The 15,015-nt window shown below is 71.8% G+C and carries 15 protein-coding genes; 6 read left to right on the top strand and 9 right to left on the bottom strand.

Annotation, left to right across the window (positions count from 1 at the left end; all coding sequences use genetic code 11):
• Positions 1 to 2: 2 nt before the first annotated feature.
• From AC4D2C_RS04305 to AC4D2C_RS04290, 4 genes are all read right to left on the bottom strand, one after another.
• A complete protein-coding gene (locus AC4D2C_RS04305) occupies positions 3 to 800 on the bottom strand; it encodes an anti-sigma factor (RefSeq protein ID WP_490912869.1) in 798 nt (265 codons plus the stop codon).
• The gene (locus tag AC4D2C_RS04300; protein ID WP_490912867.1) at positions 787 to 1,356 is read right to left on the bottom strand and encodes an RNA polymerase sigma factor; all 570 of its coding nucleotides are present in this window, start codon (positions 1,354 to 1,356) and stop codon (positions 787 to 789) included. Before AC4D2C_RS04300 ends, AC4D2C_RS04305 begins: the two co-directional genes overlap by 14 nt.
• Positions 1,357 to 1,490: 134 nt before the next feature.
• A complete protein-coding gene (locus AC4D2C_RS04295; protein ID WP_490912866.1) occupies positions 1,491 to 2,204 on the bottom strand; it encodes a class F sortase in 714 nt (237 codons plus the stop codon).
• 91 nt (positions 2,205 to 2,295) lie between these two features.
• Complete coding sequence (locus tag AC4D2C_RS04290) at positions 2,296 to 3,114, bottom strand: DUF4397 domain-containing protein (protein ID WP_490912865.1); 819 nt, start codon at positions 3,112 to 3,114, stop codon at positions 2,296 to 2,298.
• 224 nt (positions 3,115 to 3,338) lie between these two features.
• Here AC4D2C_RS04290 and AC4D2C_RS04285 point away from each other — a divergent pair, with 224 nt between their 5' ends.
• On the top strand, positions 3,339 to 3,569 hold the full coding sequence (locus tag AC4D2C_RS04285; protein ID WP_490908416.1) for a zinc-ribbon domain-containing protein: 231 nt from the start codon (positions 3,339 to 3,341) through the stop codon (positions 3,567 to 3,569).
• A gap of 18 nt (positions 3,570 to 3,587) precedes the next feature.
• Here the strand turns inward: AC4D2C_RS04285 and AC4D2C_RS04280 are convergent, their stop codons facing one another.
• Positions 3,588 to 4,436 carry an HpcH/HpaI aldolase/citrate lyase family protein gene (locus AC4D2C_RS04280; RefSeq protein WP_490908417.1) on the bottom strand — a complete coding sequence of 283 codons (849 nt, stop codon included), beginning with the start codon at positions 4,434 to 4,436 and terminating at the stop codon, positions 3,588 to 3,590.
• Between the two features lie 230 nt (positions 4,437 to 4,666).
• Between AC4D2C_RS04280 and AC4D2C_RS04275 the strand changes: the two genes are divergently transcribed.
• The 3 genes from AC4D2C_RS04275 to AC4D2C_RS04265 all read left to right on the top strand — a co-directional run bounded on the left by AC4D2C_RS04275 (position 4,667) and on the right by AC4D2C_RS04265 (position 9,228).
• A complete protein-coding gene (locus tag AC4D2C_RS04275; protein WP_490912864.1) occupies positions 4,667 to 6,031 on the top strand; it encodes an MFS transporter in 1,365 nt (454 codons plus the stop codon).
• 291 nt (positions 6,032 to 6,322) lie between these two features.
• A complete protein-coding gene (locus tag AC4D2C_RS04270; RefSeq protein WP_490912863.1) occupies positions 6,323 to 7,969 on the top strand; it encodes a thiamine pyrophosphate-binding protein in 1,647 nt (548 codons plus the stop codon).
• A 149-nt stretch (positions 7,970 to 8,118) separates the two neighbouring features.
• A complete protein-coding gene (locus tag AC4D2C_RS04265) occupies positions 8,119 to 9,228 on the top strand; it encodes an SDR family oxidoreductase (protein WP_490912862.1) in 1,110 nt (369 codons plus the stop codon).
• Positions 9,229 to 9,328: 100 nt separating this feature from the next.
• On the opposite strand, the gene AC4D2C_RS04260 is transcribed toward AC4D2C_RS04265, so the two are convergent.
• Complete coding sequence (locus AC4D2C_RS04260; protein ID WP_490912861.1) at positions 9,329 to 10,282, bottom strand: helix-turn-helix transcriptional regulator; 954 nt, start codon at positions 10,280 to 10,282, stop codon at positions 9,329 to 9,331.
• Positions 10,283 to 10,390: 108 nt separating this feature from the next.
• Between AC4D2C_RS04260 and AC4D2C_RS04255 the strand changes: the two genes are divergently transcribed.
• Positions 10,391 to 10,867, top strand: coding sequence for a VOC family protein (locus AC4D2C_RS04255; RefSeq protein WP_490912860.1), 477 nt, complete (start codon positions 10,391 to 10,393; stop codon positions 10,865 to 10,867).
• Here the strand turns inward: AC4D2C_RS04255 and AC4D2C_RS04250 are convergent.
• Entirely contained in the window at positions 10,851 to 11,534 is a 684-nt protein-coding gene (locus tag AC4D2C_RS04250; RefSeq protein WP_490912858.1) for an LmeA family phospholipid-binding protein, read from the bottom strand. The genes AC4D2C_RS04255 and AC4D2C_RS04250 overlap by 17 nt on opposite strands.
• A 169-nt stretch (positions 11,535 to 11,703) precedes the next feature.
• On the opposite strand from AC4D2C_RS04250, the gene AC4D2C_RS04245 reads away from it, so the two are divergent.
• A complete protein-coding gene (locus tag AC4D2C_RS04245) occupies positions 11,704 to 12,894 on the top strand; it encodes a glycosyltransferase (RefSeq protein ID WP_490912856.1) in 1,191 nt (396 codons plus the stop codon).
• Positions 12,895 to 12,913: 19 nt separating this feature from the next.
• Here AC4D2C_RS04245 and AC4D2C_RS04240 read toward each other — a convergent pair whose 3' ends face one another.
• Both AC4D2C_RS04240 and AC4D2C_RS04235 read right to left on the bottom strand, forming a co-directional pair.
• The gene (locus AC4D2C_RS04240) at positions 12,914 to 14,245 is read right to left on the bottom strand and encodes an AMP-binding protein (RefSeq protein WP_490912854.1); all 1,332 of its coding nucleotides are present in this window, start codon (positions 14,243 to 14,245) and stop codon (positions 12,914 to 12,916) included.
• Positions 14,246 to 14,297: 52 nt separating this feature from the next.
• Positions 14,298 to 15,014, bottom strand: coding sequence for an IclR family transcriptional regulator (locus AC4D2C_RS04235; protein WP_490912852.1), 717 nt, complete (start codon positions 15,012 to 15,014; stop codon positions 14,298 to 14,300).
• Position 15,015 lies beyond the last annotated feature (1 nt).

Raw genomic sequence — 15,015 nt, 5'->3', positions numbered from 1 at the left:
GCCTAGGTGGCCGAGGCGTCGATGGAGCCCCGCACCACGCTGACCCCCGAGTGCTCCGGGTTGCCGTCCAGCGGTTCGTCGGAGACATCGACCACGGGGAACTGCCGCAGGTCGATGACATCGGGCACGTCGAACGTTCCGTGGTCGCCGTCCAGGATCCCGATGCTGTACATCCGCGTGGCATCCGGTGCCAGGAGCCACACCTCGCGGAAGCCGGCGGGCGCGGTACCCGAGACGGTGACGTCGAGGCGCCGCAGGCCTTCGCCGGTCTCGGTGAGGACGGCCTCCCCGGACCCACTGAAATCGGGCAGCGGAGCCAGCTCCGTGCTCGCCAGGGTGCGCTCCCTGCCGTCCGGGGACTGCGCGGCCCACAGCACGCCTCCCCCGAAGGCGATCCCGACGACGGCGGCCGCGGCCAGCCACCAGGCGGGAACGGTCCGATTGCGCCCGGAGCGTGTGGGGCGCAACGGGGTCGCGCCGGGCGCCGGGTCCGGTGCTGCTGCGCCCTGCCGCGCAGGGGCGACGTGGCTGCCGGAGGGCTCAACGGTGACGACCGGATGCAGGCGGGCCGTCGTCGTCGTACCCGCGAGGCCGAGCTCCCGCGCCACGGCATCCCAGACCGCCGGGTCGGGCTGCTCGAGCCGCCCGGGGCCTCCGGACCGGGCGAGGACGACGACCTCCCGCAGGGCCGCGACCTCGTCGCCGCATGCGCTGCACGCGTCGAGGTGCTCGCGTGACCACTGGTCCAGCGGTTCGTCCAGCGCAGCGATACCGATGCTGTCCGGATCAAGGTGTCGCATTCCAGGCCCCCAATCGACTGCGCAGATGCGCGAGGCTCCTTCGGATGTGACTCTTGACGGTTCCCAGCGGCAGATCGAGCCGTTGTGCTATCTGCTGGTGTGTGAGGTCTTCGTAGAAGGCGAGACGAAGGATGGACTGCTGGGGTTCGCCCAGCAGGTCGAGCTCCGCATCGAGGACCACCCGGTCCGTCACAGCATCCACCTCCCGCGCGTGCTGCCTGGGGCTCTCCGGTTCGGCGATCGCACCGGAACGGGCCACCATCTGATTCTGCCTGCTCCTGGCCGCCAGCGTGTCCAGGATGACGTTCCTGCTGATCCCGAGGACCCAGCCGGGAACGGTGCCCGACTGGGGGTCGAAGCTGTCCCGGAAACGCCAGGCCCGCACGAACACGTCCTGGGTGATGTCCGCGGCCACCGCGCGATCACCCATGGACCGCAGCGCGACCGTGAACACGAGGGGCGCGAGACGCCGGTATGCGACGGTCAGGGCGTCCTCGTCGCCGGCAGAGAACTCCGCGTCGAGTTGTCTCGTCCACTCGGTGCTCGGAGGTGTCACGCCCTACTCCTTCACCGCGGTGCCGGGCCCAGCACCGCGCCAGGACCACGCGGCACACCTGCACTTCCGCGCCCCGCCGGGAAGATCCCGTGAGGCGGGGGATGCGGGGCAGGCCGACCGCGCGGGCCGTGCGTTCAGAGCGGTGAGGCTGTGAGGACAACATTATCCTCGTAGTCGCCCTTGTCCAGCAGCCATCGGCCTCCGCACGTGATGATCTTGAGCTGATGGGGTCCATCGCGCCGGAAGACCTCCGATCCGTCGAGCGTTGCCTTCGGGACGTTCCGGACGTCATCGACGCTGTACTGAAGCGTCCGGCCGTCCGCGAGGCCCACCGTGATCACGGTACCGGGGTCCACCTCCTTCAGCTGGGCGAAGGGCATCACCTCCGTCTGGCTGTCCACGTGGGCGGCGATCACGGCGTTGCCCGCATCGGCGCCGGGCGCCGGGCCGTACCGGTACCACCCCGCCTCCCAGAAGCTGTCCGGGATCTCCATGGCGTCGTTCTCGGCGATCCCCACCTCGACCACGCGGACGGAGATGTCGGTACCCGGGACGTCCAGGGACACGGGAGGAGGTGGTGCCGGCCGGAGGGCGGCGTCCGCCGGCTGCACGGGGATGGCGGAGGGGATTCCGGAGGGGATCCCGGTGCCCGCAACCGCATCCCCCCGGTTCCCCGGATCCGGGGTGCCCGGTACGCCCTGCGGAGGCGGGGTGGGAGCGAGGATGGGCGCGACGGGCGCTTCCGGCTCGGCCGACGGCAGGGAGCAACCGCTGATGACGGCGGCGGTCGCGATCGTGAGCGCAGTCAGGCGGGCTGCGGGGCGGCGTACTGGGCGGGGTGGGTGCACTTGTTCGTCCTGGTTCCTGGTTCTCGCGGCTCCGGGGACGGGTAGGGCGGGGTGCGCGGAGCCCGACGGCGTCCGCGCACCCCGCGCTCCGTCATGCCCGGGCTGCGCGCCTCCGGCTCACGGCGACCGCGCCGCCGAGCAGCGCGAGCAGGCCCGCGCCGATCCCGACCGCCGCGCCGGTGTCGTCCGTCCCGGCGGCCAGGCCGGACTGTCCGCCCGGGACGGCGCCCGGCGACGAGTGCAAGCCCTCGATGACCTGGGTGGCCAGCGCGAGGTTGCCCGCCTCGAGGCTTCCCCACGCGTAGACGATGGTCGAGGTGCCCTCGCCGAGTGTCAGGTCCGCCGGGCCGATCACGGGCTCGGTGGTACCCGCCGCCGCGACCGCCGCGGAGACCGTGCCGGGATCCGTGGTCAGCGTCGCCTCGCCCGGGTTGCTGAGGTTCGGCACGATCGGCGTGCCGCCCGCGAGGACGTCGACGGCCGGCGCGGCGGCCACGTGGCGCACGGTCAGGCGCGACTTGCCGGCCTCGACCGCGGAGACGTCATTGGTGTAGAAGTTGGCCGTCGGGGTTCCCGCGGCGTCGAGGTTGGCCGTGGCGGTGTAGTTGCCACCGGCGGCCAGGGTGACGTCCACGGGGCCGATCACCGGAGCGCTCGCATCGGTCGCGTCCGCCGCGGTGATGGCCAGCTGGTAGTCGCCGGCGGGCAGCGAGAGCGGACCCGCGAGCGTACCCGGCGTGAAATTGTCGAGGGTGAGGGCTCCGTTGACGTAGACGTCGACCGTGAGGTCGGGGACTCCGTGCAGCACGGACAGCGATGCATCGGACGACTCGGCGGCCGTCGCCGGGGCGGCAACAGCCGCCGCTCCTACGACCAGCACGGCTCCGACGGTGTACAGGCTTCTTCGCATGACAACTCCTTTGTGTCGTCCCCTGACGGGGCGCTTTTTGCTGACACCTGTATTACCGGGAAGCAGGGCGGGTTGGATGCACGAATGCAGGATTTTTCCCGACTGTTGTCCGGGTGCCGCCCGGACGCCGCGTACCGCACGGCATTCCCGGCCCCGGATTGCAAGCCCGGCGGAGGACGCCAGAGGGAGGCGCGGGCAGCGGCCGGACTGGATACGGTGGCAGGATGTTCTTCCTCTTCGGCCTCACCACGCGTGAGCACCTGCAGTTCACCCGATCCGCCGACTGCCGCTACTGCGGCCGGCACGCACCGCAGCAGGTCATCCAGCGCAGGACGAAGCTCTCGGTGTTCTTCATCCCGCTCATCACCCTCAAGAAGACCCGTCTCCAGGTCTGCACCAACTGCGGTGGCACGTCGGGCATCAGCGGCGCCGAGCAGCGGGCCCTCGCCTACTGAGCCCGCTGCCTGCGGGGACTAGGCGTTCCAGAGTCCGTACGAATCCGCGAGCGAGGAGATCTTCTGCGCCCGCGCCAGCCGCGGCAGGTAGGAGCCGTCACCCACCACGGCACCGGCGGCGTGTTCGCGCAGGAGCTCGGCGGCCCAGTTGATCTCCGACTCGCTCGGCGACAGGCCCCGGTTGATGGTGTCGGTGGCGTCGGTCAGGAGGCACAGCTTGCCGGTCATGCCCATGGACGCCGTGACCTTGCACGCCTCGAGCAGCTCATCGCCGAGGGCGCCGACGGTGGGACCGTCGATCGGGCCGGGAAGCTGCCCCACGCGCGAAGCGACCACGAGCTTCGAACGGGCATAGGCGAGCGCCATCGGATCATCCGAGGCTCCGGTGTCGCGCCGGAAATCGCCGACACCGAACGCGAGCCGGAACGTGCCCGGCGCGCTGGCGATCGCCGTCGCGTTCTCGATGCCGAGCGCCGATTCGATCAGCGCGAGCACGGGCGTGCCTGCCTGCAGGCGCATGGCCGTGTGCGTCACCTGCTCGGGTTTCTCCGTCATGGCCAGCATGACGCCGCGCAGACCGGGCGCCTTGGACAGGGCCGCGAGGTCGTCGGCCCAGTACTCCGTCTCGATGCCGTTGACCCGCACCCACGCCGTCATGCCGGTGGACAGGGCCTCGACCACGCGCTCACGTGCCTCGGACTTGCCCGCCGCGGGGACGGCGTCCTCCATGTCGAACACCACGGAGTCGGCCTCGGACGTGAGGGCGGGGATGAACGTGTCCTCGGAAGCCGCAGAGGCCAGCAACCAGGATCGTGAGAGCTTGGCGGGAAGCGCTGCCGCGCGGCTGTTTCTGAGGAAGGTGGCCATGCCCAAACACTACTGAGGATCGTCGCGGGTTATCCAACGGACATTCGAGGCATCGTGGGAACACTACGACCAAAAGGACCTACGAAGGGCTCCGGAACCCTTGACCCTCCACCCGCGCGCAGCCTAGCATTCGTATACGATTTTGTGCCCGGCGGCGAGGACTGCGGCGTCCCCCCCCTGGGAGTAGGGCACACGAGTAGCCACGCACTGCAAAAACAAGGGAGTTTTTCATGGCACTAGCGTCAGAGCGTCCGGACGCCGAGTCCCGGGACGGCATGAGCGCCGCGGACCGGAAGGTCCTCGCCGGCACGATGGTCGGCACCACGATCGAGTGGTACGACTTCTTCATCTTCGCCCAGGCCGCCGGCATCGTCTTCGCGGCACTGTACTTCGGGCCACTCGAGGGTGAGAGCCCGGGCCTCGCCCAACTCGTCTCATGGGCCACGATCGGCATCAGCTTCTTCTTCCGGCCCCTCGGCGCCGTGATCGCCGGTCGGCTCGGCGACAAGGTCGGCCGGAAGAAGATGCTGGTGTTCACCCTGATCCTGATGGGATCCGCCACCGCCCTGATCGGGCTCCTGCCCACCTACGCCCAGATCGGCATCTGGGCTCCGATCCTGCTCATGCTCCTGCGCATCCTGCAGGGCTTCTCCGCCGGTGGCGAGTGGGGCGGCGCGGCGCTCATGGCCGTCGAACACGCCCCCGTGGACAAGCGCGGCTTCTGGGGCGCGTACCCGCAGATCGGCGTCCCGGTCGGCATGATCCTCGCCACCCTCGTGCTGTTCCTGCTGCGCAGCTCCATGTCCCCGGAGGACTTCCTCGCCTGGGGCTGGCGCATCCCGTTCCTGCTCAGCGTGGTGCTGATCGTCGTCGGCTACTTCATCCGCGCCGCCGTCGCCGAGAGCCCAGTATTCAAGCGCATGATCGAGCGCAAGCGCGACACCGCCACTCCCCTGCGCAACCTCCTGAAGACCAACAAGAAGCAGGTCGTCCTCGCGGCGGTCATCTTCATCGGCAACAACGCCGCCGGCTACCTCGTGATCGCGTTCCTCTCCTCCTACGCCCAGCGGGCCCTCGGCATGCCGGCCGCACCCGTGCTCCTCGCGACGCTCCTGGCGTCCTTCGGCTGGCTCATCTTCACGCTCTACGGCGGCATCCTGTCCGACCGCATCGGCCGCGTGCGCACCTTCCAGATCGGCTACGCCCTCATCTTCGTCTGGATGATCCCGATGTTCATGCTGATCGACACCCGCAGCATCTGGGCCTACGGCATCGCCATCTTCGTCCTCACCATCGGCCTCGGGCTGTCCTACGGCCCCATGTCCGCGATGTACGCCGAGATGTTCCCCGCCAACGTCCGCTACTCCGGCATCGGCATCGGCTACGCCCTCGGCGCGATCCTCGGCGGCGCCTTCGCCCCGCTGATCGCCGAGGCCCTGCTCGCGCAGACGGGGTGGTCCGGGTCCATCGGCCTCTACATCATGGGCCTCTGCGTCATCTCCTTCATCGGCGTCACCCTGGTGAAGGAGACCAGGGGCGCGCCCCTGGAGGCGGGGAAGGACGCCGTCGGCTCCGGCGTGGGGCGCCACTCCTGACCGTTCGCAGGTTCGAAGGATGCCCACCGGCCGGCCGCACCGGGCCGGTGGGCATCCCCGCGGCCGCCCACCGAGGAGGCGGTACGGTGGGCGGCGTCGGGCGGCCGCTGCGGCACCGCCGCCTCCCCGCGGCGCCCGCTATAGTGACTGACGTCGGGCGCACCAGGGCGCCGTGCCTGAAAAAGAGGCAATAAGGGCATCGCCCGAGGCACATACGGAACCCACCCATCCAGTCCTCCGGGTCGACCGTGTGCCACAGCCACCGGGGACTTCGCCTGCAAGGACTTCCCGATGCCCACCGTCTCCGCTCGAATCGTCTCCGCGCTCCTGCCCGCCACCACCGAGGTCTTCGGCGTCATGGGTAACGGCAACGCGCACTTCCTCGACGCCGTCATGGCGGCGCCGTCGCTCCACTTCACCGCCGTGCGGCACGAGGCAGGCGCGGTCGCCGCAGCGGACGCCTACCATCGGGCCAGCGGCCGACTCGCCGTCGCCACCACCACGTACGGGGCCGGATTCACGAACGCCCTGACCCCGCTGGCCGAGGCCGTGCAGGCGGACATCCCCCTGGTGCTCGTGGTCGGTGACGCCCCCACCACCGGCATGCGCCCCTTCGATGTGGACCAGTGCCTCGTGGCCAAAGGGCTCGGCGCGACGACCTTCACGGTCTCGGCCGCGCATCCCGGGGCGGCGACGACGGCGGCGATCGAGCACGCCCTCCGCTATCGGGAGGCCGTGGTCCTCGCGATCCCCTACGACCTCGCCGCGGCCGACGCTCCGGACGAGGACCCCGCCGCGACACCCGCCCCTGCTCCGCTCGTGCAACCCTCCGCGGCGGACATCCAGCGTGCTGCAGCCCTGCTCTCCACCGCCGAGCGGCCCCTGATCCTGGCCGGCCGCGGCGCCTGGCTGAGCGGTGCCGGCGAGGCAGCGGCACGCCTCGCCGACCACCTCGGCGCCCTCGCCGCCACCTCCGGCCTCGGCGCGGGACTCTTCGGCGACGATCCGGCCGCCCTCGGGATCGCCGGCGGTTGGGCGTCCGAGCGCACGGCGCAGCTGATCGGGCAGGCCGACGTCGTCCTGGTGCTCGGTGCGCGGCTCAACCAGTTCACGATGCGCTTCGGCCACTCCTTCCATCCCGAGGCCCGCGTCATCCAGGCCGACGTCACCGCCGGCCCCACCTCGCCCGCGGTCACCGACTTCCTCCACGCCGATGCGCGGCTCACCGCGGAGGCCCTCCTCGCCGCCGTCGGCCCCCGCGAGGAAGCACTGAGGTGGAGCGACACGGCCGCCGATGCCGCCCTGAACGCCCACGATGCCCGCGAGGACGGCGACGTCGCCGCCCCCGACGGCCGCCTCGACCCGAGGAGCCTGTGCCGGGCGCTCGACCGGATGCTGCCCACCGACCGCACGATCGTGCAGGACGGTGGCCACTTCATCGGCTGGGCCCCCGGCTACCTCCGTGTCCCCGCACCGAACCGGCTGATCATGGTCGGCACCGCGTACCAGACCATCGGCCTCGGCTTCCCCAGCGCGGTCGGTGCCGCCCGCGCCCTGCCGGACTCCACCGTGGTCCTGTGCACGGGCGACGGCGGCGCACTCATGGCCCTCGCTGACCTCGACTCGTTCATCAGAACGGCACGTCGGGCCGTCATCGTGGTCTTCAACGACGCCGCCTACGGCGCAGAGATCCACCAGTACGCCGTCCGCGGCATCGACTCCGGCCCCATGATGATCGACGAGGTGGACTTCGCCGCCGTCGCGGCGGCCTTCGGCGCCCGATCCGCCACGATCGCCGCGCTCGAGGACCTCACCGCCGTCGAGGGCTGGCTGGACTCCGACGACGACGGCGTCCTGCTGCTCGACTGCAAGATCTCGCAGCAGGTCGTGGCGCCCTACATGCAGGAGATCGTGGCGGTGGCGACCGGCGGACAGTGAGGCGGAGAACCGTCTCCGTCAAGGGGGTCCCCGCGACGCCGGGGTGCCCTCGGCCGAAGGCCCTGCGGCGTGCCCCGACGTTATAGTGGCCGGACCAGGAGCCGGCAGCGGCTGCCGGCTGCGCCCACGAACCGCTCCCGAGGAGCCCCATGACCCACGAGACCACCCCGACCACCCCGACCACCGGCGCGCAGCCGTCGGACGACGCGGCGAAGACCGTCCTGGTCGCCGGAGCCGGCGGGGTCATCGGCCGCCACGCCGCGGACGAGTACGCCCGGCGCGGCGCGCAGGTGCGGGGGGTGAGCCGACGCCCCGTCACGGGCGCCGGGTGGGATCACCTGCCCGTGGACCTGCTCGACCGGGAGGCAGCGCGTGCCGGGCTCGAGGCCGCCCGTGACACCACGCACCTGGTGTTCGCCGCGTACATCGAACGGGACACCACCGCCGAGCAGATCGAGGTCAACTCCGCCCTGCTGACGAACACGCTGGACGGCCTCGCCGACGCCGGCGCACCGTTGCGCCACGTCACCCTCTACCAGGGCGGCAAGGCCTACGGGGCGCACCTGGGCTACTTCAACACCCCCGCCAGGGAACGCGACGCGCGGTTGATCCAGCCGAACTTCTACTACGACCAGGAGGACATCCTCCGGGCCGCCGGCGCCGAGCGCGGTTTCCACGCCACGATGCTGCGTCCCGAGGGCGTGGTCGGCTACGCCATCGGCAATCCCATGAACATCCTCATGGTCATCGCCGTCTACGCGAGCATCTGCCGTGAGCTGGGCCAACCGCTGCGCTTCCCCGGCACCCATGCCGCCTACGACGCCCTGTACCAGGTGACCGACGCCTCGCTGCTGGCCCGCGCCACGGTCTGGGCCGGAGCGGAGCCGCGCGCGGCCGGCGAGGTCTACAACATCACCAACGGGGACCAGATCCGCTGGCGGCACCTGTGGCCGGTGTTCGCCCGCCACTTCGGGATGGACTACGCCGAGCCGCAGCCTGTCCCACTGGCCGAGGCGATGCCGCACCACGAGGAGCTCTGGCAGGGCATGGTGACGAAATACGGCCTCGTGCCTACCCCCTTCGAGGACCTGGCCGGCTGGGCCTTCGGCGATTTCCTCTTCCGCTCGGGCTTCGACAACGTCACCTCCACCATCAAGGCCCGGCAGCACGGCTTCAGCGACTGCCTGGACACGGAGGACCGGTTCCGCGAGCTGTTCGACCAGCTCGCGGCCGCGAGGATCATCCCGCCGCTGGGCTGAGGGTGTGGCAGCCGTCGGCCGGCCTCTCCCGGTCGGTTCGCTGCAGGGACTGCCCCTCAGGGCCGGGGCAGGGCGGGCGGGCGTCGGTCGCTCCGGCAGCTCACCCTCCACCCCGTCCCCGGTCCGCCGCTTCGAGCCGGGCACCGAGATCCCGCGCCGCCGCGTGGAGCGCCTCGGGGCCCACGACGGTGAACGGCACACCGAAGCGGACCACGGACGCGAGGACCCCGTCCCACGACCAGGAGCCGATGCTCACCCGGCAGGAGCCCTCGGTGAGCTCCTCGACCATGCCGTCGCCGGCGAACGGCGCAACCTCCCGCAACGGCAGGTCGATGACGACCTCACCCACGCACGGCCACTGATCGACGGTGTCCGAGCCCTTGAGCCGTGCGGACAGATACGTACTCGCGTCGGCGGCCGGGAGGTCTCGCGGCGTGAACACTGCGCCGGCCGGGGTGCGGGGGGACATCCGGTCGAGGCGGTAGACACGCCAGTCGTCCCGGTCGAGGTCCCACCCGATGACGTACCAGCGGCCGTTCCGGGCCACGATCGCGTGCGGCTGGCACCGCCGCGGCTCGCCCTCGCGGTCATCGAACCGCAGTGTCCTGTGCTCCCGGACAGCGGCGGTGACCGCTTCGAGCACGGCCGGATCCACGCGGACGCCTGGCGTGTCCGCTCCGCTGAACCGGATGCCGTCGATGCGGTGCCGCAGCCGGGAGGGCATGACTTGGCGGATCGTGGCGAGCGCCCGCTTCGCCGCCACGTCGAGGTCGACGCCGGAGGCCGGCGCGTTCTGCAGCGCGACGGCGACCGCGACGGCCTGGTCGTCGTCGAACAGCAGGGGTGGCAGGTCCGATCCCGCCGCCATCCGGTAGCCGCCGTCGGGCCCCTTGATGGCGCGGATGCGGTAGCCGAGCTCCCGCAGCCGGTCGACATCACGGCGGACCGTCCGCGGCGTCACGCCCAGGCGCTCCGCGAGGACACTCCCGGGCCAGACACGCTGCGCCTGCAGGACGGAGAGCAGCGCCAGCAGCCGTGCGGAACTTCCGGTCATGTCCATCAGTATGCGTGCAGTAGAGGACCGCACCTGACCTCTTCTCCCGCCATAGTGGTTCCCGGCCGGCATCCCTGCCGGTCGATCACCAGGGAAAGAGCACACCTCATGAGCATCAAGACCACCACGCACCTGAACTTCCGCGGCACCGCACGCCCGGCCCTCCACTTCTACCAGGGCGTGTTCGGCGGCCGCCTCGATCTGGCCACCTACGGGGACTTCGGGATGCCGCAGGACGCGCCCGGATCCGACAGGGTGGTCTTCGGGCAGCTCGAGAACGAGGACGGGTTCCGTGTCATGGCGTACGACGTGCCGGGGCAGGACGCCGACCCGGCGGCGACCGCGGGCACCACCCGCCGCGAGCACGGGACCACCGTCACCGACCGCACCTTCTTCCAGTCCGTGCGGGCCGGGACCCTCGAGGAGGTCACCGCCTACTGGGACGCCCTCGCCGACGGCGCCACGGTCGTCGAACCGCTCGCCGCCTCGGCCTGGACGCCGGGGTTCGGGATGCTCACCGACCGCTTCGGCGTGACATGGGTCCTCGACGTCGAACCCGCAGGCGGGGTCACGGACCGAGTCTGACGTCGTCGCCCTGGAGGTCGGCCCGAAAACCGTCGCCCTCCACGGTGACGTCCCGGAGCACCAGGCCCTCCGGCAGACCCTCGATCTCGTGCTCGATGGTCACGAGGCTCCGCACGATGGCGGCGGTGGGCCCGGACAGGAAGTCCGGCCCGCCGACGTCGATCGACTGCGGCTCCATCACGAGCCGTCCCGCCTCGACCTCGACCGTGCCCGTGGCGGTGACGCGCACGTCGCGGCCGAGCGTCTCGACGGTGCGGACCACGGTCGCCTGGCCGCCGTCGGCGGCCCGCACTTCCGCGCCGCCGCCGAGTTCGCCGGCCACGACGTCGAACGGCACGGTCGCGTCCACGGAGAGCCGGGCGGCAACCAACCCGTCGGGCCCCGCGATCACGTCCTGTCCGACGGCCCGGACGTCGCGGAGCGTGGAGCCCTCGGACACCACCGTGCCGGCGTCCAGCGTCAGATCACCCAGCCACACCTCGTCCGCGCGCAGATCCGCGGGAGCCTCCGTCTCCGGCGCGGCACCGGGCGATGACGGCGCCGGCCCGGCGTCGCCGCCGTCGGCCGGGTCGCTCACCACCCACCAGAGGATCACCACCGCGACCGCCAGGAGGAGGAGCATCCCCAGAGCACCGATCAGCCAGTCCTTCGCGCGCGTCCACCTCATCAGGACAGTCTGATGGCTCACCGCCCCGGGCCGGCGCTCCGACACCGGCGCAGTCGGCCTGGTATCCCTGTCCCGGCGATCCGGCCACTCTGGTCACCGGTCGTCCCGGCGGCTATCGTCGTTCGTCCGGGGCCGCAGCGCCCGGGCGGGCCGTCCGGGAGGGGATGACATGAGGATACTGCTCGTGACCGCGGGATCCCGGGGAGATGCGGAGCCGTTCGCAGTCCTCGCGCGGCATGCGCAGGCCGCCGGTCATGCCGTGCGTCTGGTGCTTCCGGACAACTCAGGGGTAGACGTCTCCGGGCTGGATGCGGTGAGCCTCGGGGTCGACTACTCGGGACTGATCCAGCAGCAGGGCGTCTCCCTCGCGGCGGTGCTCCGCTCGTACCGCTCGGTGGTGCGGCCGGCCATGCGCCAGGTCCTCGTCGGATCTGCGCGGGCCGCACTCGACGCCGTTCCGGACGTGCTCGTCGCCCACCCGAAGATCCTGTCCGCTCCACTGATCGCGGACGGCCTCGGCATCCCGTTCGTCTGGGTCGAGCTGGTCCCCGCGATGACGCCGACGGCGGCGTTCCCGGCGGCGGGGACCGTCACGCGGAGCCTCGGCCCGTTCAACCGGCTCACCTACCAGGCCGCGGCCGGTGGCGCGGCCATGTTCCGACAGGACCTGTCGGACGTGGCGAGGCTGGTCGGCGGGCAGGGGTCGGCTCGTCCCCCGGCTTCGGCGACACTCATGCCCATCAGTCCCGCGATCCTGCCGCGGCCCGCGGACTGGCCGCCGGGCGTCCACCTGACCGGTCCGTGGCGTGCGGCGGCACCGGCCGCGATCCCCCACGAGGTGTCCGACTTCATCTCGGCCGGCGGTTTCGTGTACGCGGGGTTCGGCTCCATGGTGGCCGGCGATCCGCTCGCCCGGGCACGGGCGGTGGTCAACGGTATCCGCGCCACCGGGTCCCGCGCGCTGCTCGCCACGGGCCTCGGCGGGCTGGCACTACCTCCCGACGTGGCCGGAGCCGACGTGCTGGTCACGACGTCGGTACCCCACGACGCCGTCCTGCCGCGGGCCGCAGCGGCCGTCCACCACGGGGGCATCGGGACGGTCCAGGCGGCGACGGCGGCCGGCACCGTCTCGGTGGTGGTGCCGTTCATCGCGGACCAGCCCTTCTGGGGCGCGAGGCTGCACGACAGCGGTCTGGGTCCCGCGCCGATCCGGCGGCGCGCACTGACGTCACCCCGTCTTGCGGACGCCCTCAGGCAGGTCGATCAGTACCGCCCGGCCGTACGCGACGCGGCCCGTGCCATGGCGGCCGAGGACGGGACGGCCACCGCGCTGGCCGTCCTGGAGGACCTGCACCGCTGACGACCTGCTGCGCCGCACCTCAGCCGCGGGGCCGCAGGTCGTAGATCCGCCGAAGCTTCCCGCTGGAGCGCACCAGCGATCCCTGCTCCACGACGGCGACGGCGCACGTGGAGCCGATGTGCGTCTTGATCAGGTGCCGGAGCTTCTCGGCGGCCGCGTCGGCGTCGACCGCGCTGACACCCTCCCGCGGCTCCACCCGGACGGTCAGCTGGTCCATCCGCTGCCCGTCCGGTCGGGTCAGTTCGAGCTGGAAGTGCGGGCTGAGGGCCGGGATGCCCAGTGCCAGCTCCTCCACCTGCGTGGGGAAGAGGTTCACGCCGCGCACGATCACCATGTCGTCGCTGCGCCCGGTGATGCGCTTCATACGGCGCATGCCGGGGCGGGCGGTGCCGGGCAGCAGGCGCGTGAGGTCGTGGGTGCGGTACCGGATGATGGGCAGCGCCTCCTTCGTCAGGGACGTGAAGACGAGCTCGCCAGCCGTACCGTCGCCCTGCACCTTCTCCGTGAACGGGTCGATGATCTCAGGGCGGAAGTGGTCCTCCCAGACGTGCAATCCGTCCTTGGACTCCACGCACTCGCCCGCGACGCCTGGGCCCATCACCTCGGACAGGCCGTAGATGTCGCACGCGTCGAAGCCCATGCGCCCCTCGAGTTCCTGCCGCATGCCTTCCGTCCACGGCTCAGCGCCGAGCACGCCGGTCTTCAGCGTGGTGGAGGACGGGTCGATACCGGCCGCGGCCATGGTGTCGAGGATGGTCAGCAGGTACGTGGGCGTGGCGAGGATGGCGTCGGGCTCGAAGTCCCGGATGAGCTGGACCTGCCGCTCGGTCTGGCCTCCGGAGATCGGGATGACGGTGCAGCCGAGGCGTTCCGCGCCGGCGTGCGCGCCGAGGCCACCCGTGAACAGGCCGTACCCGTAGGCGTTGTGGACCTTCCACCCGGCCTTCACGCCGGAGGCGCGCAGCGAGCGGGCCACCAGCGACGCCCACCGGTCGAGGTCACCGGCGGTGTATCCGACGACGGTCGGCTGGCCGGTGGTGCCCGATGACGCGTGGACGCGCGCCACCTGCGACTGCGGCACCGCGAACATGCCGAACGGGTAGGTGCTGCGCAGGTCCTCCTTGGTGGTGAAGGGGAACTTCGCCAGGTCCGTCAGCTCGCGGAGGTCGTCGGGGTGCACACCGGCGTCGTCGAACTTCCGCCGGTACAGGGGCACGTTCGCGTAGGCGTGCACGAGCGTGGCCCGCAGCCGCTCGAGCTGCACCGATTCGAGGTGGTCGCGCGACCACGTCTCCTCCGCGTCGAGCGTGGCGGGGTCCGCGGCCGAGGCCCGGAGGGGAAGGGTGGTCATGGCTGCTCCTTCGCAGGGTGGATCGGGGGACGGGTGACGCCGCGGGCCGGCATCAGAGGACGGAACCGACGGCGCGGGCCGCCTCGGCCACGCGGGCGCCGATCTCCTCGACGGGCCGGTCGCTGCGGAGGTAGACGGCGGCGAGGGCTGCGGGCAACTGTCCGCGCACGGCGATGGGGGCCGCCACGGAGCCGACGCCCGGGATGACCTCGTCCCGACTCACCGCGTACCCGGCGGCGGCCGCGGCCCTCGACGCCTCCCGGTACGGCTCCCCCGGAGCGAGACGTTCCCAGCGCGCCTCGGTCAGGGCGGACTGGATGGCGATGCCCGGCGCTCCGGCGTCGAACCGGTGACGGGAGCCCGGCCGCTGCACGAGCGTCCCCTCGCCGTGCGGCGGCTCCACGGCCACGAGGGTGACGCAGTGGCTCCGGTCCCACACGGCGATGAAGGCGGTCATCTGCAGCTCGGCCGCGACCGCCGTGAGGACCGGCAGGGCCGCCGTCTGCAGCCTCGGCGCCACTCCCCGGGCCAGGCTCGCGAGGCCGGGACCGGGCTGGAACCGCCCGCCCGCGTCCCGAACCACCAGGGAGTGCTCCTCGAGCGTCCGCAGGATCCGGTAGGCGATCGATCGGTGGACGCCCAGCGATTCGGCGATCTCCGCCGTCGTCCGCCCCTCCGGCGCCTCGGCGAGGATCTCCAGGGTGCGGAGCCCGCGCGAGAGAGTCTGGGAGGCGGGAGCCGCCGCCGTCGTTCCCTCCGCCGTCCCCATA

It is taken from the genome of Arthrobacter sp. TJ-240 (genome assembly GCF_058269195.1).
The sequence above is the reverse complement of the archived record's forward strand: the minus strand, read 5'-3'. Positions and strand labels throughout refer to the sequence as shown.

Bases quoted from the DNA above. Each gene is read 5' to 3' on its own strand.
- AC4D2C_RS04255 (WP_490912860.1), top strand. From the start codon at position 10,391: ATGAGCATCAAGACCACCACGCACCTGAACTTCCGCGGCACCGCACGC.
- AC4D2C_RS04285 (WP_490908416.1), top strand. From the start codon at position 3,339: ATGTTCTTCCTCTTCGGCCTCACCACGCGTGAGCACCTGCAGTTCACC.
- AC4D2C_RS04235 (WP_490912852.1), bottom strand. From the start codon at position 15,014: ATGGGGACGGCGGAGGGAACGACGGCGGCGGCTCCCGCCTCCCAGACT.
- AC4D2C_RS04275 (WP_490912864.1), top strand. From the start codon at position 4,667: ATGGCACTAGCGTCAGAGCGTCCGGACGCCGAGTCCCGGGACGGCATG.
- AC4D2C_RS04290 (WP_490912865.1), bottom strand. From the start codon at position 3,114: ATGCGAAGAAGCCTGTACACCGTCGGAGCCGTGCTGGTCGTAGGAGCG.
- AC4D2C_RS04245 (WP_490912856.1), top strand. From the start codon at position 11,704: ATGAGGATACTGCTCGTGACCGCGGGATCCCGGGGAGATGCGGAGCCG.
- AC4D2C_RS04280 (WP_490908417.1), bottom strand. From the start codon at position 4,436: ATGGCCACCTTCCTCAGAAACAGCCGCGCGGCAGCGCTTCCCGCCAAG.
- AC4D2C_RS04305 (WP_490912869.1), bottom strand. From the start codon at position 800: ATGCGACACCTTGATCCGGACAGCATCGGTATCGCTGCGCTGGACGAA.
- AC4D2C_RS04270 (WP_490912863.1), top strand. From the start codon at position 6,323: ATGCCCACCGTCTCCGCTCGAATCGTCTCCGCGCTCCTGCCCGCCACC.
- AC4D2C_RS04250 (WP_490912858.1), bottom strand. From the start codon at position 11,534: ATGAGGTGGACGCGCGCGAAGGACTGGCTGATCGGTGCTCTGGGGATG.
- AC4D2C_RS04265 (WP_490912862.1), top strand. From the start codon at position 8,119: ATGACCCACGAGACCACCCCGACCACCCCGACCACCGGCGCGCAGCCG.
- AC4D2C_RS04240 (WP_490912854.1), bottom strand. From the start codon at position 14,245: ATGACCACCCTTCCCCTCCGGGCCTCGGCCGCGGACCCCGCCACGCTC.
- AC4D2C_RS04260 (WP_490912861.1), bottom strand. From the start codon at position 10,282: ATGACCGGAAGTTCCGCACGGCTGCTGGCGCTGCTCTCCGTCCTGCAG.